The sequence below is a fragment of the Halomonas sp. AOP30-A1-24 genome, assembly GCF_052378165.1.
GTDB classification, from domain to species: domain Bacteria; phylum Pseudomonadota; class Gammaproteobacteria; order Pseudomonadales; family Halomonadaceae; genus Vreelandella; species Vreelandella citrativorans.
On the sequence record NZ_JBQSXL010000002.1, the window covers coordinates 56,820 to 72,180 of the forward strand.

Here is a 15,361-nt window from a genome sequence, read left to right on the forward strand (position 1 = left end):
GTGCTACTACCACGTTTAGCTAAAAGCGCCTGCCCGACTAACACGCAGGCCTGAGCACAAGAAGCGGCGCCAGTGTACGCATTGCCCGAATCTTAACGTATTAAAATGCAGTCACTCTGTCGCCCGTATGATGTCGACAGATTTGCTAACGCTTAGCCCACAACGGCAAGCGAATGCTGAATAAAACGCCACGCCCAGAACTGCCCCGTCTTTTCGTCACAAGGCGCTGGTCACTTCTGGGCGACAAGTTCAACGCTGTGCCGACGACCGGCGTTGACGAATCGATGAATGCTAGGTGTAGGCGGTGTCAGCAGGGCCGGATGGACGTGACAGCCACCGAAACACGTCCTGCCTCCGCCACGTACTCAACCTGTCAGCCGGGTCGGTTAAAACCTTCCTGGCTTGCCGCGTCAGCATAACCATGCGCCGAGCACAAGCACGCAGCACCCACCGATTCGTCTACGTCACTCCTTAGACGGTCCGTCGGCGCGCAACGCTATGCGAGACAACATGAAACGGATGCTTATCAATGCGACCCAACCCGAAGAGCTTCGGGTCGCGCTGGTTGATGGACAACGCCTGTACGATTTGGATATTGAATCAGGTGCACGAGAGCAGAAAAAAGCCAATATTTACCGCGGCAAAATTACCCGCGTGGAACCCTCCCTTGAAGCGGCCTTCGTTGACTTTGGTGCAGAGCGCCATGGTTTTCTACCGCTCAAGGAGATCTCCCGCGAATACTTTCTTAAAGACGTATCTGGCCGCCCCAGTATTAAAGAGGTACTGAAAGAGGGCCAGGAAGTTATCGTGCAGGTGGACAAGGAAGAGCGCGGCAACAAAGGCGCAGCCTTAACGACCTTTATTAGCCTGGCAGGCCGCTTTTTGGTGCTTATGCCCAACAACCCTCGTGCAGGCGGTATTTCTCGCCGCATTGAGGGCGAAGAGCGCAGCCAGCTAAAAGACGCCATGGGTCAGCTCACCGTACCTGACAAGATGGGTCTCATCGTGCGCACGGCGGGCATTGGCCGTAATCCCGAAGAGCTTCAGTGGGACCTGGATTATCTGGCCCAGGTATGGGAATCAATCACCACAGAGGCCGCCAAGCGCCCTGCTCCGTTCCTGATTTACCGCGAATCCAACGTTATTATCCGGGCCATGCGGGATTACCTGCGCCAGGATATCGGCGAAGTGCTCATTGACAGCCCTGAGATTCATGCTGAAGCACTAGGCTTTATCCGTCAGGTAATGCCGTCATATCAGCAAAAAATCAAACTCTATGCGGATGAAGTGCCGCTCTTCTCGCGCTTTCAAATTGAGTCACAGATCGAAACAGCCTATCAGCGCGAGGTAAAACTCCCGTCTGGCGGCTCGATCGTTATCGACCATACCGAAGCACTGGTTTCAATCGACATCAACTCCGCCCGAGCGACCCGCGGCAGCGATATTGAAGAAACCGCCCTTCAGACCAATTCTGAAGCGGCCGATGAAATCGCCCGCCAGCTGCGCCTTCGGGACATTGGCGGCCTGGTGGTGATTGACTTTATCGACATGGGCCCGGCACGCAATCAGCGCGAAGTCGAAAACCGCATGCGCGACGCTTTGAAGCTTGACCGCGCACGGGTACAGATTGGGCGCATTTCACGCTTTGGCTTGATGGAGATGTCTCGCCAGCGCCTGCGCCCTTCACTGGGCGAAACCAGCGGTGTGGTCTGCCCGCGCTGTAATGGTCAGGGCACCATCCGCGATGTCCGTTCGCTCTCGCTCTCGATCATGCGTCTTATCGAAGAAGAGGCCATGAAAGAGCGTAGCGCACAAATTCGTGCGATTCTGCCCGTACCTGTTGCTACCTATCTGCTCAATGAAAAACGTAGCGTACTGGCCGATATTGAGTCACGCCAAGAGGTACGCGTTGTACTGCTACCCAATCCGGAAATGCATACGCCTCATTATGACGTGCAGCGTTTACGCGATGACCATTTAGATGAAGATGACACTCAAACACTGTCAAGCTTCGAGCTATCTACCGATACCGAAGTAGGCAAAGAGCCCAACCCCAACTTCTCGCCGCCCACACAGCGCGCTGAAGCGGCAGTTAAGAGCATTGCTCATAATGCCCCCGCCCCCGCCTCACTACAGACGGACGAGCCAGCAGCAGCCAAGGCCACCGTACCTGCTACCAACGATGAGCAACCCAGCGTTATTGGGCGCTTTATCCGCGGGTTTGCAAAGCTACTGGGCAGCGATGACAACAGCCCAGCCGAAGCCCCTACTAGCAAGCCAGAAGCGCCTGCGCCACGTAAACAAGCCGAGCGTAGCCAACAGAAACCGGCCCCATTAGGCAGTGAGACGAAACAGCGTCCTGCCCGTAGCGAGCGCACCGAAAACAGCAAGGCAGATCAGCGGCAGACCCCGTCGCGAAATGCCAATGTCGATGCCAGCGAAGAAGCCAACGATAAGCGCAGCGGCCCTTCTCGCACTCGCAATCGGCGCCGGAACCAGCAACAGGACGAGGCTAAAACGCAGGAGAGTGGCAGCAAAAACAGCCGCCAGAATCAGAAAGAGACCTCTCCCGCAAAAGACGAAAGTCTGAATACATCGAAGAAAGCGCCTCAAAAAGAGTCACGTCGAGAGACTCAACGCGACAATAAACCGGCAAAAGAAGCTGCGCAAAACAACGCAGAGCAGCCGACTCCCCAGGATGATGGCAAACCGAAGCGTACGCGCAACAACCCGCGCAACCGTTCACGCAAGCAGGCAGTCAGCCCCCAGGCGGAAGCCGAGCAGTTAAAGCTGCAGGCCCAGGCAGCCGAAGAGGCCACGCACGCAGACGCTACAGCCCCAGCGGCGGAAACGCCCGAAGCTGCAGCACCGAAACAGGAAGTCGCTCACGAAAGCCTTTCTGAAGCCTCTGCACAGTTGCCTGAAACGCAAGCCGAAGCTTCGCCTGCCAGCAGCATTGCAGATAGCAATCACGCTGACAGCCACTCGCATCAAGCGACCGCTGAGGAAAACACTCAGGAAACCGTTCAGGAACTTTCTCAAGCACCAGCTCAGGAAGCAGCTCAGGAAAGTGCCAAGCCTCAAGACGCGGAAAATACCGGCGTTAGCGCTGCTGACGAAACTACTCCGGTAGCGGCAGTTGAACCCGCCGAAACACTTAAAGCGGAACAGCCCTCTCCGAAAGTCGCCGAGCATGACGTTGCGCCAACTGAAGCAACAGCACCGGCCCAGCAAGAGACGCCCGCAGCTGCCGAGCCTGAAAGCGCACCGGTCCCGGAAGATGAACCGAAAACGGCAGATGAAGCGAAGAGTGACGATGTCATATCTCTTCCGCAGCAGACCGATGAAAAGCTCGAAAGCGACGCAAGTAGCAACGTCGATACTACGCTCGCGCCATCGCCCACTGAATTGGCCGAAAGCGGCGTAGCCGATGAACCCCAGCAGTTGGCACCGGTCAATGCGTTGGCAGACGAGAAACCTGTAGAAAGCAGCACACCTGCGGATAACGTACCTGCCGACAAATCGCTTGCCCAGGAAGATGTGCAGCCTGACGCCACTAACGTTGACGTTGCGCCACACGCCGCTAAATCGGTAGACGCACCTGTCGCCGAAGAAGTGGCTGAAGAAGCACCCAAGCCGCGTCGTCGCCGTACCCGTGCGCATAACGACCCTCGTGAGCTGCGCAAGCAGGCACAAGAAGCCAGCAAAGAGTAATTTGCTGACTGCGTAAAAAAACCCCGCCTGGCGGGGTTTTTTTATGCGTTAGTGCTCATGTATTTATCAACCTTGAACCAAACGTGGCTCCGGCTCCAGCTGTACATTAAAACGAGCATGCACACGGTCGATAATCTTGCCTGCAAAGCGCAGCAAACCCTTACGGTCACCGCCGCCAAAATGAACCAACACTAACGCCTGGCGGTCATGCACGCCAAATTCGCCCTCACATACACCTTTAAGACCGCACTGATCAATCAACCAACCGGCCGCCAATTTGGTCTTTCCTTCGCCTAAAGGGAAATGTGGCATGTCAGGATAGCGGGCCAATAGCGTCTGCCCTTGCTGATCTGAAACAATGGGATTCTTGAAAAAACTGCCTGCATTGGCAAGCTGCCCCGGGTCTGGCAATTTTTCCTGACGAATAGCTGCCACTGCCTCTGCAACATCCAACGGGGTGGGCGCATTCGGCAAGCGCGAGGCAAGATCGCCATAGTGAACCTTCGGTGCGGGCTGCCTGGAAAGCCGCAATACCAGCCGAGTAATCACGACACGATCACACAGCGCACCCTTGAAAAGGCTATCGCGGTAGCCAAACGCACACTCAGCATTCTCAAGCCAACGCGTGCTTCCTGTCGCAATCTCCATGACCTGCACGGCCTGAAGGCTATCGGCAAGCTCAACGCCATAGGCGCCGATGTTTTGCACGGGGGCTGCACCACAATCACCCGGAATCAGCGCCAGGTTTTCAATTCCCCAGAACCCTCGGGCCGCCATATTGAGCACCAGCGTATGCCAGTTAACGCCAGCCCCCACATGCGCCAACACATTATTACCCGCCGAGGTCAGCCACCACTGCCGTAGTGCCGGGCGTATCGCAATCCCTGTTAAGCGCGGCGGCAAAAGCACGTTGCTCCCCCCGCCCAAAAGCGTTACCGGCCAGCACTGATGATGGGCGATAGCAAGCGTCGCACGTAAGGCGTCTAGCGTGGTGGGTTCAGCGTAATAATCAGTCACGCAGGGCAAACGTAACGTATTGGACGATGAAAGATCCACGCGTTCGTTAATGAGACAAGCCGAGTTTTTAAGGGCTGAAGCTGTCACACGCGGTCACTTTTCAGGTGCTGGATTAACCCTTGTGACGCCGTTTCGATCATATCAAGTACGTCTTCAAACCCCTGCTCACCGCCATAGTAAGGGTCTGAAACCTCTGCTCCCGGCGTTCCAGAGAACTCCAGGAAAAGCCCGACATAAGCGTTGCTTTCGTCTGGTTTCAAGGCACGCATTGCCCGCAGATTGTCGTCATCCATGCCCAGTACATAATCGAATGTCAGAAAATCTTCTGCGGTCAGCTGCCGGGCACATAGCTGGCTCAGGTCAATACCTCGCCGCTTGGCTGCTGATTGAGCGCGCGAATCGGGTGCTTTCCCTATGTGCCAAGCGCCTACTCCGCAAGAGTCAATACTGACACGTTCACTCATACCTGCGTTTTCCAGTGCACGTCGAAAAATGCCCTCGGCAGTGGGCGAGCGACAAATATTTCCTAAACAGACAAAAAGTACCCGCGTCACGACGCGCTCCCTGTACGTTGAAAAGTATTAACCAGATGGCGCTAACAGCGCGCGAACACGAGCTAAATCTTCCGCCGTGTCGACACCTGCCGGGTTAACCTCGCACGCCAATGCCACCTGAATTAAATGGCCATGCTGCAAAGCGCGCAGCTGTTCAAGCTGCTCTAACTGCTCCAGCATTGAGGCCGGCCAATCCTGATAGGCGGCTAGAAAGCTCGCGCGATAGGCATAAATCCCGATATGGCGCAGCCATGCATCCGTTTCAAGCAGTGCAGGCTGCTGCTTGAACTGCTCACGATCCCAGGGGATGGGCGCACGTGAGAAATACAGCGCCCGCCCCTGCAGTGAGCGCACTACTTTGACCACATTGGGATTAAAGAGTGATGCTACATCGTTAATCGGCTCAGCCAACGTCGCAATGGAGGCTTCTGCGTCATCGGCCAAGCGCAGTGCCACTTGGTCGATTAACGCGGGCGGAATGAGCGGCTCGTCACCCTGCACATTCACCACTAGCTCGTTTTCACCCAAAGAAAGGACCTGGGCAACTTCGGCAAGCCGATCCGTTCCCGAGGCGTGATCATCGCGCGTCATGACGACCTCAGCCCCATACGGCAGCATCGCATCACGGATACGTTCATCATCGGTCGCAACAACGACACGAGCCGCCTGGCTTTGACAGGCACGCCGCCATACATGGGCGACCATAGGCTCACCAGCAATATCCAGCAGTGGCTTGCCTGGCAACCGGGTTGAACCATAGCGGGCAGGCACAACGGCTATAAATGCAGGAAACGCCATTACAGGTCTCCCGTGCGACCTGGTGAGGTTGGGAGCTTTTCGTCAGCGTCCATTACCCGGGCTTCCTCAGGCAGCATAACCGGGATACCTTCTTGTATCGGATACGCTAGACCGTCATAAAGACAAACCAGTTCCTGCGCTTCGCGGTCGTACTTAAGCTTGCCGTTACATAACGGGCAAACCAGCATTGCCAGCAGTTCCTTATCCATTTATGCATCCCCTTCAGGACAGAGCTGACAGCCTGGCTGCCAGCCAATGTTCAAATTCTAATGGAAGCGTTGCCTCCACTTCTAATATCCAGCTATTGGGTGGCGCAATTCCCATGCATTTCACCGCATCTTTGGCGGTCATGACCACGGGCCGCTGTTTCGCCGGAGTAAATATATCCGCACTAAAACGCTGGTGGTCTGCCAGCGCCAGCATTTCACCGTTTACGCCTAAATCACGCAATGTATTAAAAAAGCGCGCGGGGTGTCCGATACCGGCCACGCCAAACACCGGCACGCTAAAAGGTAGCGGTGTCAGCGGAAAGCGCTTGCCATCATTTAGGCGCCGCCAACTTATCGGCATTAGCTGCATGGAAGTGGCGCTCACCGAAAGTGATTGGCGCATGTCTCCCTTCGCTATTTCACCATTCACTATTTTACCATTAACAACCACCGCATCTACACGCGCTAAACGTTCGGGCGACTCACGCAGTGGCCCCGCAGGCAGGCAGCGACGATTACCCAACCCTCGCGCCCCATCAATCACCACGATCTCAATGTCTCGCTCAAGCGCCAGATGCTGCAGCCCGTCGTCACTCAAAATAATATCGCAACCGAGATCGACCAACGCTTGAGCGCCACGCGCACGCTTGGGGTCTGCTACCACGGGTAACAAGGTTTGCTGGGCCAGCATAACCGGCTCGTCACCGCTTTGCGCGGGATCCGTCGATGGCGTTACCTGGAGCGGGTAGTGCTCGGCTTTACCGCCATAGCCACGCGTGACAATACCCGGCGTCCAACCTTGTGTGACCAACCAGCGGCTTAACCAAGCCACTAATGGCGATTTCCCGGTTCCACCCAGGGTGATATTACCCACCACGATGACCGGCACTGGCGCACGCCATGTGGCCTTTTGGCCACTCACGTACGCGGCTTCACGACGCGCCATGGCATAGTTATAAAGCGCGCCCAATGGCCTTAGCGGCAATAGCCATGGGCTATTGTGATAGCCCGCTTCAAGCCAGCGCTGCGCCAGCGTCATTATGCTTCCTGAAACTGAAGTTGATACAGCGCAGAGTAGGCACCACCTTTGTCCAGAAGCTCCTGGTGCGCTCCTTGCTCAATAATACGCCCCTGGTCCATCACCAGGATTCGATCTGCACGCTCAATCGTGGACAGACGATGGGCAATGACGAGTGTCGTGCGTCCCTGGCAGACGTGCTCCAGCGCTTTTTGGATATAACGCTCAGACTCGGTATCCAGAGCAGAGGTTGCCTCGTCCAAAATCAATATCGGGCTATCTTTAAAAATCGCCCGAGCGATCGCCAGACGCTGGCGTTGCCCACCCGATAGCATGACCCCGTTTTCACCCACCACCGTTTCATAACCTTGTGGCAGCTTATCGATAAATTCGCTGGCATACGCCGCCTTGGCGGCAGCTTCAACTGCCTGACGATCAGGGTTCGCCGTGCCATAAGCAATATTATCGGCCACCGTGGCGTTAAAGAGCGTCACTTGCTGTGTGACCAAGCCAATCTGCTGACGCAATGGACCTAACGCATACTCATTAATATCCACACCATCGATTAAGATGCGCCCTTCATTAAGACGATAAAAGCGTGGCAATAGGCTAACGAGGGTTGATTTTCCGCTGCCTGAACGACCCACAATCGCCACCATCTCACCAGGCGAGACGTGCAAATTGATGTCATGCAGCACGCTTGGCTGGTCGTCGGCATAGCGAAAACCAATATTTTCGAGCATCAGCTCGCCCGTTAGACGCTTGGGCACACGCTGACCGGTGTCTTGTTCCGGTGCTGTATCCATCAACCCAAAGAGCTCTGAAGCGGCAGCAAGCCCTTTTTGAATTTCACTGTTAATTTCAGTGAGCTGGCGTACCGGCTTGATCATCAAGGCCGCTGCGGTAATAAACGCAACAAACTCACCAGGCGTCATATCGGCCATTATCGCCGGCGCCATGGCCAGCCACACCAGCAGCGCCATGGATATCGCTACCAGCATAAGAATAACCGGGGAGCTTATCGCCCGCGTCATTGCTTCTTTCATACTCTGCTTACGGTTCTCTTCGCTTACCCGTGCAAACCGTTGCTTTTCATAATCCTCAGCGCCGTAGGTGCGCACAACGCGGTAGCCTGACAAGCCTTCGGAAGCGACATGAGTGACATCACCCATCGAGCTTTGTATGCGTTTGGAAATACGCCGAAAGCGCTTGCTGACATAGCTCACCACCACGCCAATAATGGGGGTAACCCCTAAAAACAGTAGGGTTAGCATCCAGTTCGTCCAAAACAAATAACCCACCAACCCCACAACAAACAGGCCTTCGCGCAAAATAACGGTGACAGCATTCGTTGCAGCGCCCGCCACTTGCTCTACATGGTAGGTCACGCGCGAAACAAGGTGGCCGCTTGAGTGCTGGTCAAAAAACCGTCCAGGCAGATGCAGCATGTGGGCAAAAACGTCGCAGCGCAGCGTGTGGATCACATAGCGTCCTACATACGCCATATAGTAGGTACTTAGAAAAGTGCCTACACCACGCGAAGCAAACATCAAAATAACAAACAGCGGAAGAAACAGCCGAAAAGCAGCATCGGGATTTTGGATACCATCGATTAACCGCTTCATCATCTCAGCAAGTGCCGTACTTGATGCGGCATATACCACAAACCCAATAGCGGCCAAGCCAAATGCTTGCCAGTGTGGTTTTACGTAGCTAAGTAGCCGTTTATAAATAACCCAACTTGAATCGGTCACACGCGCTCCTGGCAATAGTGTGCAATGCGCTGGATTCTACCTTATGGCGAGGCGCATCAACACCGCTTAACGCCACCATGTTGAACACTACCGGATGGCCAACGCATTGGTGTCATAGACACAGGATGATCTTTTTGAAGCCAAAACCGCAGTGCCCCATCGTGCCCGGTACTCCACAGGCAGCTCTTATACGCTCGGAAGCGGCGTACCACATCATCGACCGGATGCTGGAAAGCATTATTGCGACCTGCACTAAAGATCACATGCAAAGGCGTCGTATGCTGGACAAACTGAACACCTGAGCTCGTGCGGCTACCGTGATGTCCGGCGACCAATACGCTGAGCGGCACATCAATATCTTTTAGAAAACGCCGCTCTATATCACGGCTGACATCTCCGGTAATTAATAACTGATGCTCTCCCGCGCTGACTTCCAGCACACAGGAGCGGTCATTGGCCGAGTAATCATTGGACCCGGCAGGCGGCCATAAAAACCGATACGTGATTCCATCGCGTTGCCACTGTTGGCCACGCTCGCACGGGGTGGCCGTTACCGGTAGAGCTTCACCTAGAGGCGCACGCCAGTGCGTGACTGCATGGCTCTCCAGTAGCGCGCCTATACCGCCTGCATGGTCACTGTCGGCATGGCTAACTATCACCTCATCAAAACGCTGGCCTGGCGACCACAATGTTTGCAGAGGCATAAAGCCTGCCTGAAAACGTGGCCCAGTATCGTATAAAAGCCGGTACTGCTGGCTGCGTAGCTCGATAAGCTGACCCTGGCCCACATCATGCACCGTTACACGCAACGTGCCTTTAGGTATTTGCTCCAGCGGAAGCCACCAGGCAAGCGATACCACCAGACACGTAGCCCCCACTTTCAACCAGGACACCACGCCAGGCAGCCCCCAGCATAAGGCCAACAAAAGAAGAGCGCCGCTTAATGGGTACACTAGCGCATGATCAGGTTCCCACAGCGGCCATCGTTCTGACGTAACGGTCAGAAAAACGTAAAAAACCGACAGTGCTTGTTCAAACAACCACCACATGCCCGTACCCAGCCACGGCAACGGTGAAAATATCCAGCCCAGCAGCGCCAACGGCACCATGATTGAACTTACCCAGGGCACGGCGATTACATTAATAATGGGCGCGCCCGGCGCCATACGTCCAAATGCGATCAGCACGGCGGCGGCCATGAGTGGGGCCAGTAACAGCTGGGAACGCAGCAACGCCCAGCACCAGCCTTTAACCCCTTTTGGTCGCGTGCGCCCTTGCCAAATAATGATCAACCAGGCAACAGCCACAAACGATAGCCAGAGCCCAGGGCGCCATAAAGAGAGCGGATCAAGCAGTAGAATAACGGCAAGTGCCAGCCACCAGGCCTGCCAAGTGGCTGGGGAGTGTCGACCACTGAGCACCCACAGCCCTACCAGCGTCATGACCATGGCGCGCATGGCGGGCGGTTCCATACCGGCCAGATAGGCATAACCGATGGTGACCAGCGCGGCCACCCACCAGGGCCACACGCGCATTCGCCAGTTCAAAGGCGTTGTTAGCCGTGCGATGAGCTTTGCCAGCAATAGCGCAAACCCGGCCACCAGCCCCACATGCAAGCCTGAAATAACCACCAGATGCGTCGTTCCCGTGGCATTGAGTAACGACCAGTCCTCCTGGGTTAGCTGGCTGCCCTCCCCCAGCGTTAAGGCTGCGAGCCAGCGGCGTGTTCGTTCACCGAGTGGTTGTCTCTCCAGCACATCAAGCGCCAGCTTTCGTACAGAAAACCCAGCCGTGGCCAATTGCGTCGGCGCTGGCTCCTGGCGTACATACCCCGTTGCATGAATGCCTTCTCGCCAGAGCCACTGTTCAAAATCAAACGTACCAGGGTTGGCAAATCCGCGAGGCGGGCGCAGACGTAGCGTCATTCGCCACTGCTCTCCCGCATAGTAAGTCGGCGCGTTATACGCCGTTACACGGACCTTGTTAAGCGTATCGCAAGCGGGGTGATGGGTAGGTCCTTCACAGGTTTTTACCGCTAACAGTAACCGCTGTGCATCACCCAATGGGGTTACGCTCAGCACCCTTGCTTCCACAACGACATCTTCGCCGTTGAGACCTTCGGGCAAGCGACTGCCCCACTCCTGATGAATGCCAACCACTACCCAGCCACCCAGTAATAGCCAGAAAGCCGCCTTGGCGCGCCAGGCCATCAGTAGCAGCACGCCCAATAAGCTAACGCCAACAAAGGGGTTCATTGCCCCCGTTATACCGCTTAATCCCGCGATTACTGCCCCTAACAGTGCCGCTAGCGCTGCCGGTATCGCCATGCCAAACGGCATACGGCTCTCCTTGGCTTAAGAACTTCATCTACTTGGCATAGCCGAAGCGCTACGCGATATGGATAATAGGGTGCACTAATAGGCAAGAGTACCTGACATGCCGCGCCGGTTCCTGCAGCGCTACATGCCCAAACCCGACACGCTACGGCGACAGCGGTCGCTACGCTTTATAGCACCGCTAATTGCCGACCCCGGGCTGTGGCTTTTAACTCGGCGAAGCGTTGCCAACGCCTTTAGCGTTGGCTTGTTTTGCGCCATGCTACCGATTCCATTTCAAATGGTAGTCGCTGCCGTGGGTGCTCGCCTAAGCCGTTGTAATTTAGCACTTTCGGTAGGCCTTGTCTGGATTACCAACCCACTCACCATGCCGCTGATTTTTTATTTTAACTATCGAATTGGCACATTTATGCTTGGAGCCCCGGTACGTGAAGCACCTACGCGTATTTCAACGCGCTGGATTGCCGAACAAATGCACGATATTGTGCCGCCACTGATTGTTGGCTCATTTATTACGGCTATTGTGCTAGCAGTGGCCGCCAATATCGGCATTCGCCTTATTTGGCGCTGGCATGTCTCTCATAATTGGAAACGCCGCCGCCTAAATAGGCAGCGGCGTCGGGCATGTATCGAATCCGAGTTCGATGATTAAGGTGTGTGAGGCTGCTCAACCAACTTGCCCGCGTCCAGTTTAAGCACCCTGTCCTGATGTGCAGCCAGCCCCACGTCATGCGTCACGATAACAAACGCACACGCGCTCTCTTTGGCCAACTCATCCATCAAGGCCAGGATCGTGGCTGCCGTCGTTTGATCCAGGTTACCGGTAGGCTCATCCATTAGCACCAGGCTTGGGTCTGTTACCAAGGCACGCGCAATGGCAACCCGCTGGCGCTCACCACCAGAAAGCTCGCCTGGCTTATGATCAGCCCGCGCCTTCATCCCTACACGCTCAAGAATCTGCATAGCGCGTTTTTCAGCGGTTTTTTTCGACTGACCGCGGATAATTAACGGTAACGCTGCATTCTCAACGGCGGTAAATTCTGCCAGCAAATGGTGAAACTGGTAAACAAACCCAATGTAGCGATTACGAAACGTCCCCAAGGCCGCTTCGTTTAAGTTGGAAAGTGGCTCACCAGCGATCACCACCCGACCATCGCTTGGGCGATCCAGACCGCCCAGCAAGTTTAAAAGCGTGGTTTTACCCGACCCAGAGCTACCCACTATCGCCACCCGCTCGCCCGCACGAACGGAAAGTTCAAGCTTATCAAGCACGGTCAGGTCTTGTGGTCCTTCGCTATATACCCGCGTTAACTCCTGGCAATCCAACATAACAGGCGGCTCGTTCGCTCCCCCTGCTGCGGCTGGCGTAGCGTTGGACGGCGTGGAAGTTGACTGCATAGACGTTAACGGCCCAGTAGTAGACATGGAAGCATCCTTATTCATAGCGCAGAACATCCGCCGGTTGAACGCGAGCAGCGCGCCAGGCTGGGTACAGCGTGGACAAAAACGTTAGACCGAAGGCCGCCAACACAATATTGCGCACGTCATCCCACCTAAGCTGGGACGGCAAATCGCTGATAAAGTAAACGCCTGCATCCAGAAATTTAATCCCAAAGGCCGCTTCAAACCAACCGATCAGATCAGATACTGTCAGCGCCAGCAGTATGCCCACAGCAACGCCAATCGCAATACCAATCAAACCAATGGCCATGCCTTGTACGATAAAGATGCCCATGATCGAGCGTGGCGTAGCACCAATGGTACGCAAAATAGCGATATCGGCACGCTTGTCGGTGACCACCATGACCAGAGTAGAAACAATATTGAACGCCGCAACGGCAATGATCACCGTTAGCAGCAGTGCAATCATGCGCTTTTCCATCTGAATGGCCTGGAAAAGGTTGCCATGCGAGTACGTCCAATCGGTGCCGCGGTAGCCTGGTCCCAGATCGTTCACAATGGCCTGGGTCTCGCTGCCCGCAATAAACAGATCATCAAGCTCAAGGCGCAAACCACCTACCGCGTCGCCAAGGCGCGCAAGGGTTTTCATATCTTCGATATTGGCGTAAGCGAGATTGGCGTCCAAATCGGCGCCCACGCTGAAAATACCGCTAACGGTAAAGCGCTTTAACCGTGGGAAGACACCCGCCGGAGTGATAGAAGCTTCCGGCACCAGCAGCGTCACTCGATCACCTACACCCACCCCCAGCTGGCGAGCAAGCATAGAGCCAAGCACCACATTCCACTCATCTGGCACTAATTCAGCCAACGTGCCTTGGCGCATATGCTGACCAATAATCGAGACCTGGTCTTCCCAATCGGGATCAATACCGTTGACCATGGCTCCCTGGTTGCGGCCACCCGCGGAAAACATGCCCTGCTGCTCAACATACGGTGCAGCCCCCGTCACGCGCTCACGCTGCGTCAATCGGTCTGCCAGCGCCTCCCACTCCACCAGGCCATCGGTTGCTTCAATTTTAGTGTGCGGCACCATTCCTAGAATCCGGGTACGCAGCTCATGGTCAAAACCATTCATAACCGATAACACCAGGATGAGTACCGCCACACCCAGCATTAGGCCCAGCATCGATGTTAGTGAAATAAAAGAAATAAAGTGGTTCCGGCGTTTGGCGCGCACGTAGCGCAGCCCCACCAGAAAAGGCAAACGATCAAGCATGGCGTCATTCCTTATTAATAAGCGCTCATGGTACGGTTTTTTTAGCCATACTGCATGTGCAAACGGGCATTAGAGTAACAGACCCCAGGCCCGTTCCCTGAAACCACGTAACGCTTGCAAGTTCTTCGACGACGCCCTACATTGCGCCCATTTGCGCTGGCTAAATCGGTGAGCGCTTTACTTCAAATAACGTTACCAAGAGACTTCCTAACCTTGGCCAATATGACATATCGCTTGCTGCCGGAATGGCACCCCCAGGATGGTCTACAGCTGACCTGGCCACGCCCTGATGGCGATTGGGCATCGCTTCTATCGCGTATAGAAGCAACGCTTGAGCGCATCGTGCTGGCAACCGTTCGTTACCAGCAGGTAGTGATCAGCATGCCAGATCAAGCCACCTGTGACCGCGTACGCAAAACGTTCGATGCCTATGGTGTGCCTGCTCATAAGCTATTGCTGATCGTAGCGCCTACCGATGATACCTGGGCGCGTGACCACGGCCCGATTAGCGTTGTTGATGATGGAGGCCAGCCGCTACTGTTGGATTACACCTTCACCGGCTGGGGCGGAAAATTCCCTGCCAGCAACGATAATCGGCTGACGCAGGCGTTAGCCGATGCAGGCGTCTGGGCATGCCCAGTGGCTTCACGCGATATGGTATTGGAAGGCGGGGCTATCGAAACCGATGGCGCGGGCACGCTGCTGACGACCGAAGCCTGCTTGCTCAATCCTAATCGCAACCCGCATTTAACACGCCAGGACGTTGAAGCCTTGATAGGCGATGATTTCGGCGTCGACCGGGTGCTTTGGTTAACCAATGGGCATCTGGAAGGTGATGATACCGACAGCCACGTTGATACTTTGGCGCGATTCTGTAACCCATCGACCATTGCTTATGTGCGCTGTGATGACCCACAAGACCCGCACTACACAGCCCTACACACCATGGAACAAGAGTTAAAGGCATTTCGACAACGCAACGGCGAGCCCTACCAGCTTGTCCCGCTGCCTTGGCCACAAGCATGCTTTGACCCTGAAGACGGCCATCGGCTGCCAGCTACTTATGCCAACTTTTTGATTATTAATGAAGCAGTACTGGTGCCAACCTACGGCGACCCGGCTGATGCGTTAGCACTCAGTGCGCTGGCCGAAGCGTTCCCCAACCATGCGCTCATTCCCATTGAGTGCTCGAGCGTTATTCGTCAACATGGCAGCTTACACTGCCTGACCATGCAGTTGCCCAAGGGCACGCTCACCACCTCTTTTCATCAGTAAGGAGCCAGG

General features: G+C 55.3%; 12 protein-coding genes. 3 read left to right on the top strand and 9 right to left on the bottom strand.

Features of this window, described 5'->3' with window-relative positions:
• The first annotated feature begins 510 nt into the window (after positions 1–510).
• Positions 511–3,714 carry a ribonuclease E gene (rne, locus tag ACT3TJ_RS01465; RefSeq protein WP_444621425.1) on the top strand — a complete coding sequence of 1,068 codons (3,204 nt, stop codon included), beginning with the start codon at positions 511–513 and terminating at the stop codon, positions 3,712–3,714.
• Between the two features lie 66 nt (positions 3,715–3,780).
• Here rne and murB read toward each other — a convergent pair whose 3' ends face one another.
• The 7 genes from murB to ACT3TJ_RS01500 are packed head-to-tail and all read right to left on the bottom strand — an operon-like array spanning position 3,781 to position 11,403.
• Positions 3,781–4,818 (bottom strand): UDP-N-acetylmuramate dehydrogenase, encoded by a 1,038-nt coding sequence (gene murB / locus ACT3TJ_RS01470; protein WP_319941218.1) that lies wholly within the window; start codon positions 4,816–4,818, stop codon positions 3,781–3,783.
• A complete protein-coding gene (locus ACT3TJ_RS01475) occupies positions 4,815–5,285 on the bottom strand; it encodes a low molecular weight protein-tyrosine-phosphatase (protein WP_444621424.1) in 471 nt (156 codons plus the stop codon). Before ACT3TJ_RS01475 ends, murB begins: the two co-directional genes overlap by 4 nt.
• 27 nt (positions 5,286–5,312) lie before the next feature.
• On the bottom strand, positions 5,313–6,083 hold the full coding sequence (kdsB, locus tag ACT3TJ_RS01480; RefSeq protein WP_172116364.1) for a 3-deoxy-manno-octulosonate cytidylyltransferase: 771 nt from the start codon (positions 6,081–6,083) through the stop codon (positions 5,313–5,315).
• Entirely contained in the window at positions 6,083–6,292 is a 210-nt protein-coding gene (locus ACT3TJ_RS01485; RefSeq protein ID WP_172116363.1) for a Trm112 family protein, read from the bottom strand. The genes kdsB and ACT3TJ_RS01485 overlap by 1 nt, the downstream gene beginning before the upstream one ends.
• Before the next feature lie 13 nt (positions 6,293–6,305).
• Positions 6,306–7,331: a tetraacyldisaccharide 4'-kinase gene (gene lpxK / locus ACT3TJ_RS01490; RefSeq protein WP_444621423.1), complete on the bottom strand. Its 1,026-nt coding sequence runs from the start codon at positions 7,329–7,331 to the stop codon at positions 6,306–6,308.
• Positions 7,331–9,064: a lipid A export permease/ATP-binding protein MsbA gene (gene msbA / locus ACT3TJ_RS01495; RefSeq protein WP_444621422.1), complete on the bottom strand. Its 1,734-nt coding sequence runs from the start codon at positions 9,062–9,064 to the stop codon at positions 7,331–7,333. The genes lpxK and msbA overlap by 1 nt, the downstream gene beginning before the upstream one ends.
• Before the next feature lie 56 nt (positions 9,065–9,120).
• Entirely contained in the window at positions 9,121–11,403 is a 2,283-nt protein-coding gene (locus ACT3TJ_RS01500; RefSeq protein ID WP_444621421.1) for a DNA internalization-related competence protein ComEC/Rec2, read from the bottom strand.
• A 97-nt stretch (positions 11,404–11,500) separates the two neighbouring features.
• Here ACT3TJ_RS01500 and ACT3TJ_RS01505 point away from each other — a divergent pair, with 97 nt between their 5' ends.
• Positions 11,501–12,052, top strand: coding sequence for a DUF2062 domain-containing protein (locus tag ACT3TJ_RS01505; RefSeq protein WP_444621420.1), 552 nt, complete (start codon positions 11,501–11,503; stop codon positions 12,050–12,052).
• Here ACT3TJ_RS01505 and ACT3TJ_RS01510 read toward each other — a convergent pair.
• Together ACT3TJ_RS01510 and ACT3TJ_RS01515 are read right to left on the bottom strand one after the other, a co-directional pair.
• Positions 12,049–12,729 (bottom strand): ABC transporter ATP-binding protein, encoded by a 681-nt coding sequence (locus ACT3TJ_RS01510; RefSeq protein WP_444621460.1) that lies wholly within the window; start codon positions 12,727–12,729, stop codon positions 12,049–12,051. The genes ACT3TJ_RS01505 and ACT3TJ_RS01510 overlap by 4 nt on opposite strands.
• 106 nt (positions 12,730–12,835) lie before the next feature.
• Positions 12,836–14,077: a lipoprotein-releasing ABC transporter permease subunit gene (locus tag ACT3TJ_RS01515; protein WP_444621419.1), complete on the bottom strand. Its 1,242-nt coding sequence runs from the start codon at positions 14,075–14,077 to the stop codon at positions 12,836–12,838.
• 222 nt (positions 14,078–14,299) lie between these two features.
• Here ACT3TJ_RS01515 and ACT3TJ_RS01520 point away from each other — a divergent pair, with 222 nt between their 5' ends.
• Positions 14,300–15,352, top strand: coding sequence for an agmatine deiminase family protein (locus ACT3TJ_RS01520; RefSeq protein WP_441677131.1), 1,053 nt, complete (start codon positions 14,300–14,302; stop codon positions 15,350–15,352).
• Positions 15,353–15,361 lie beyond the last annotated feature (9 nt).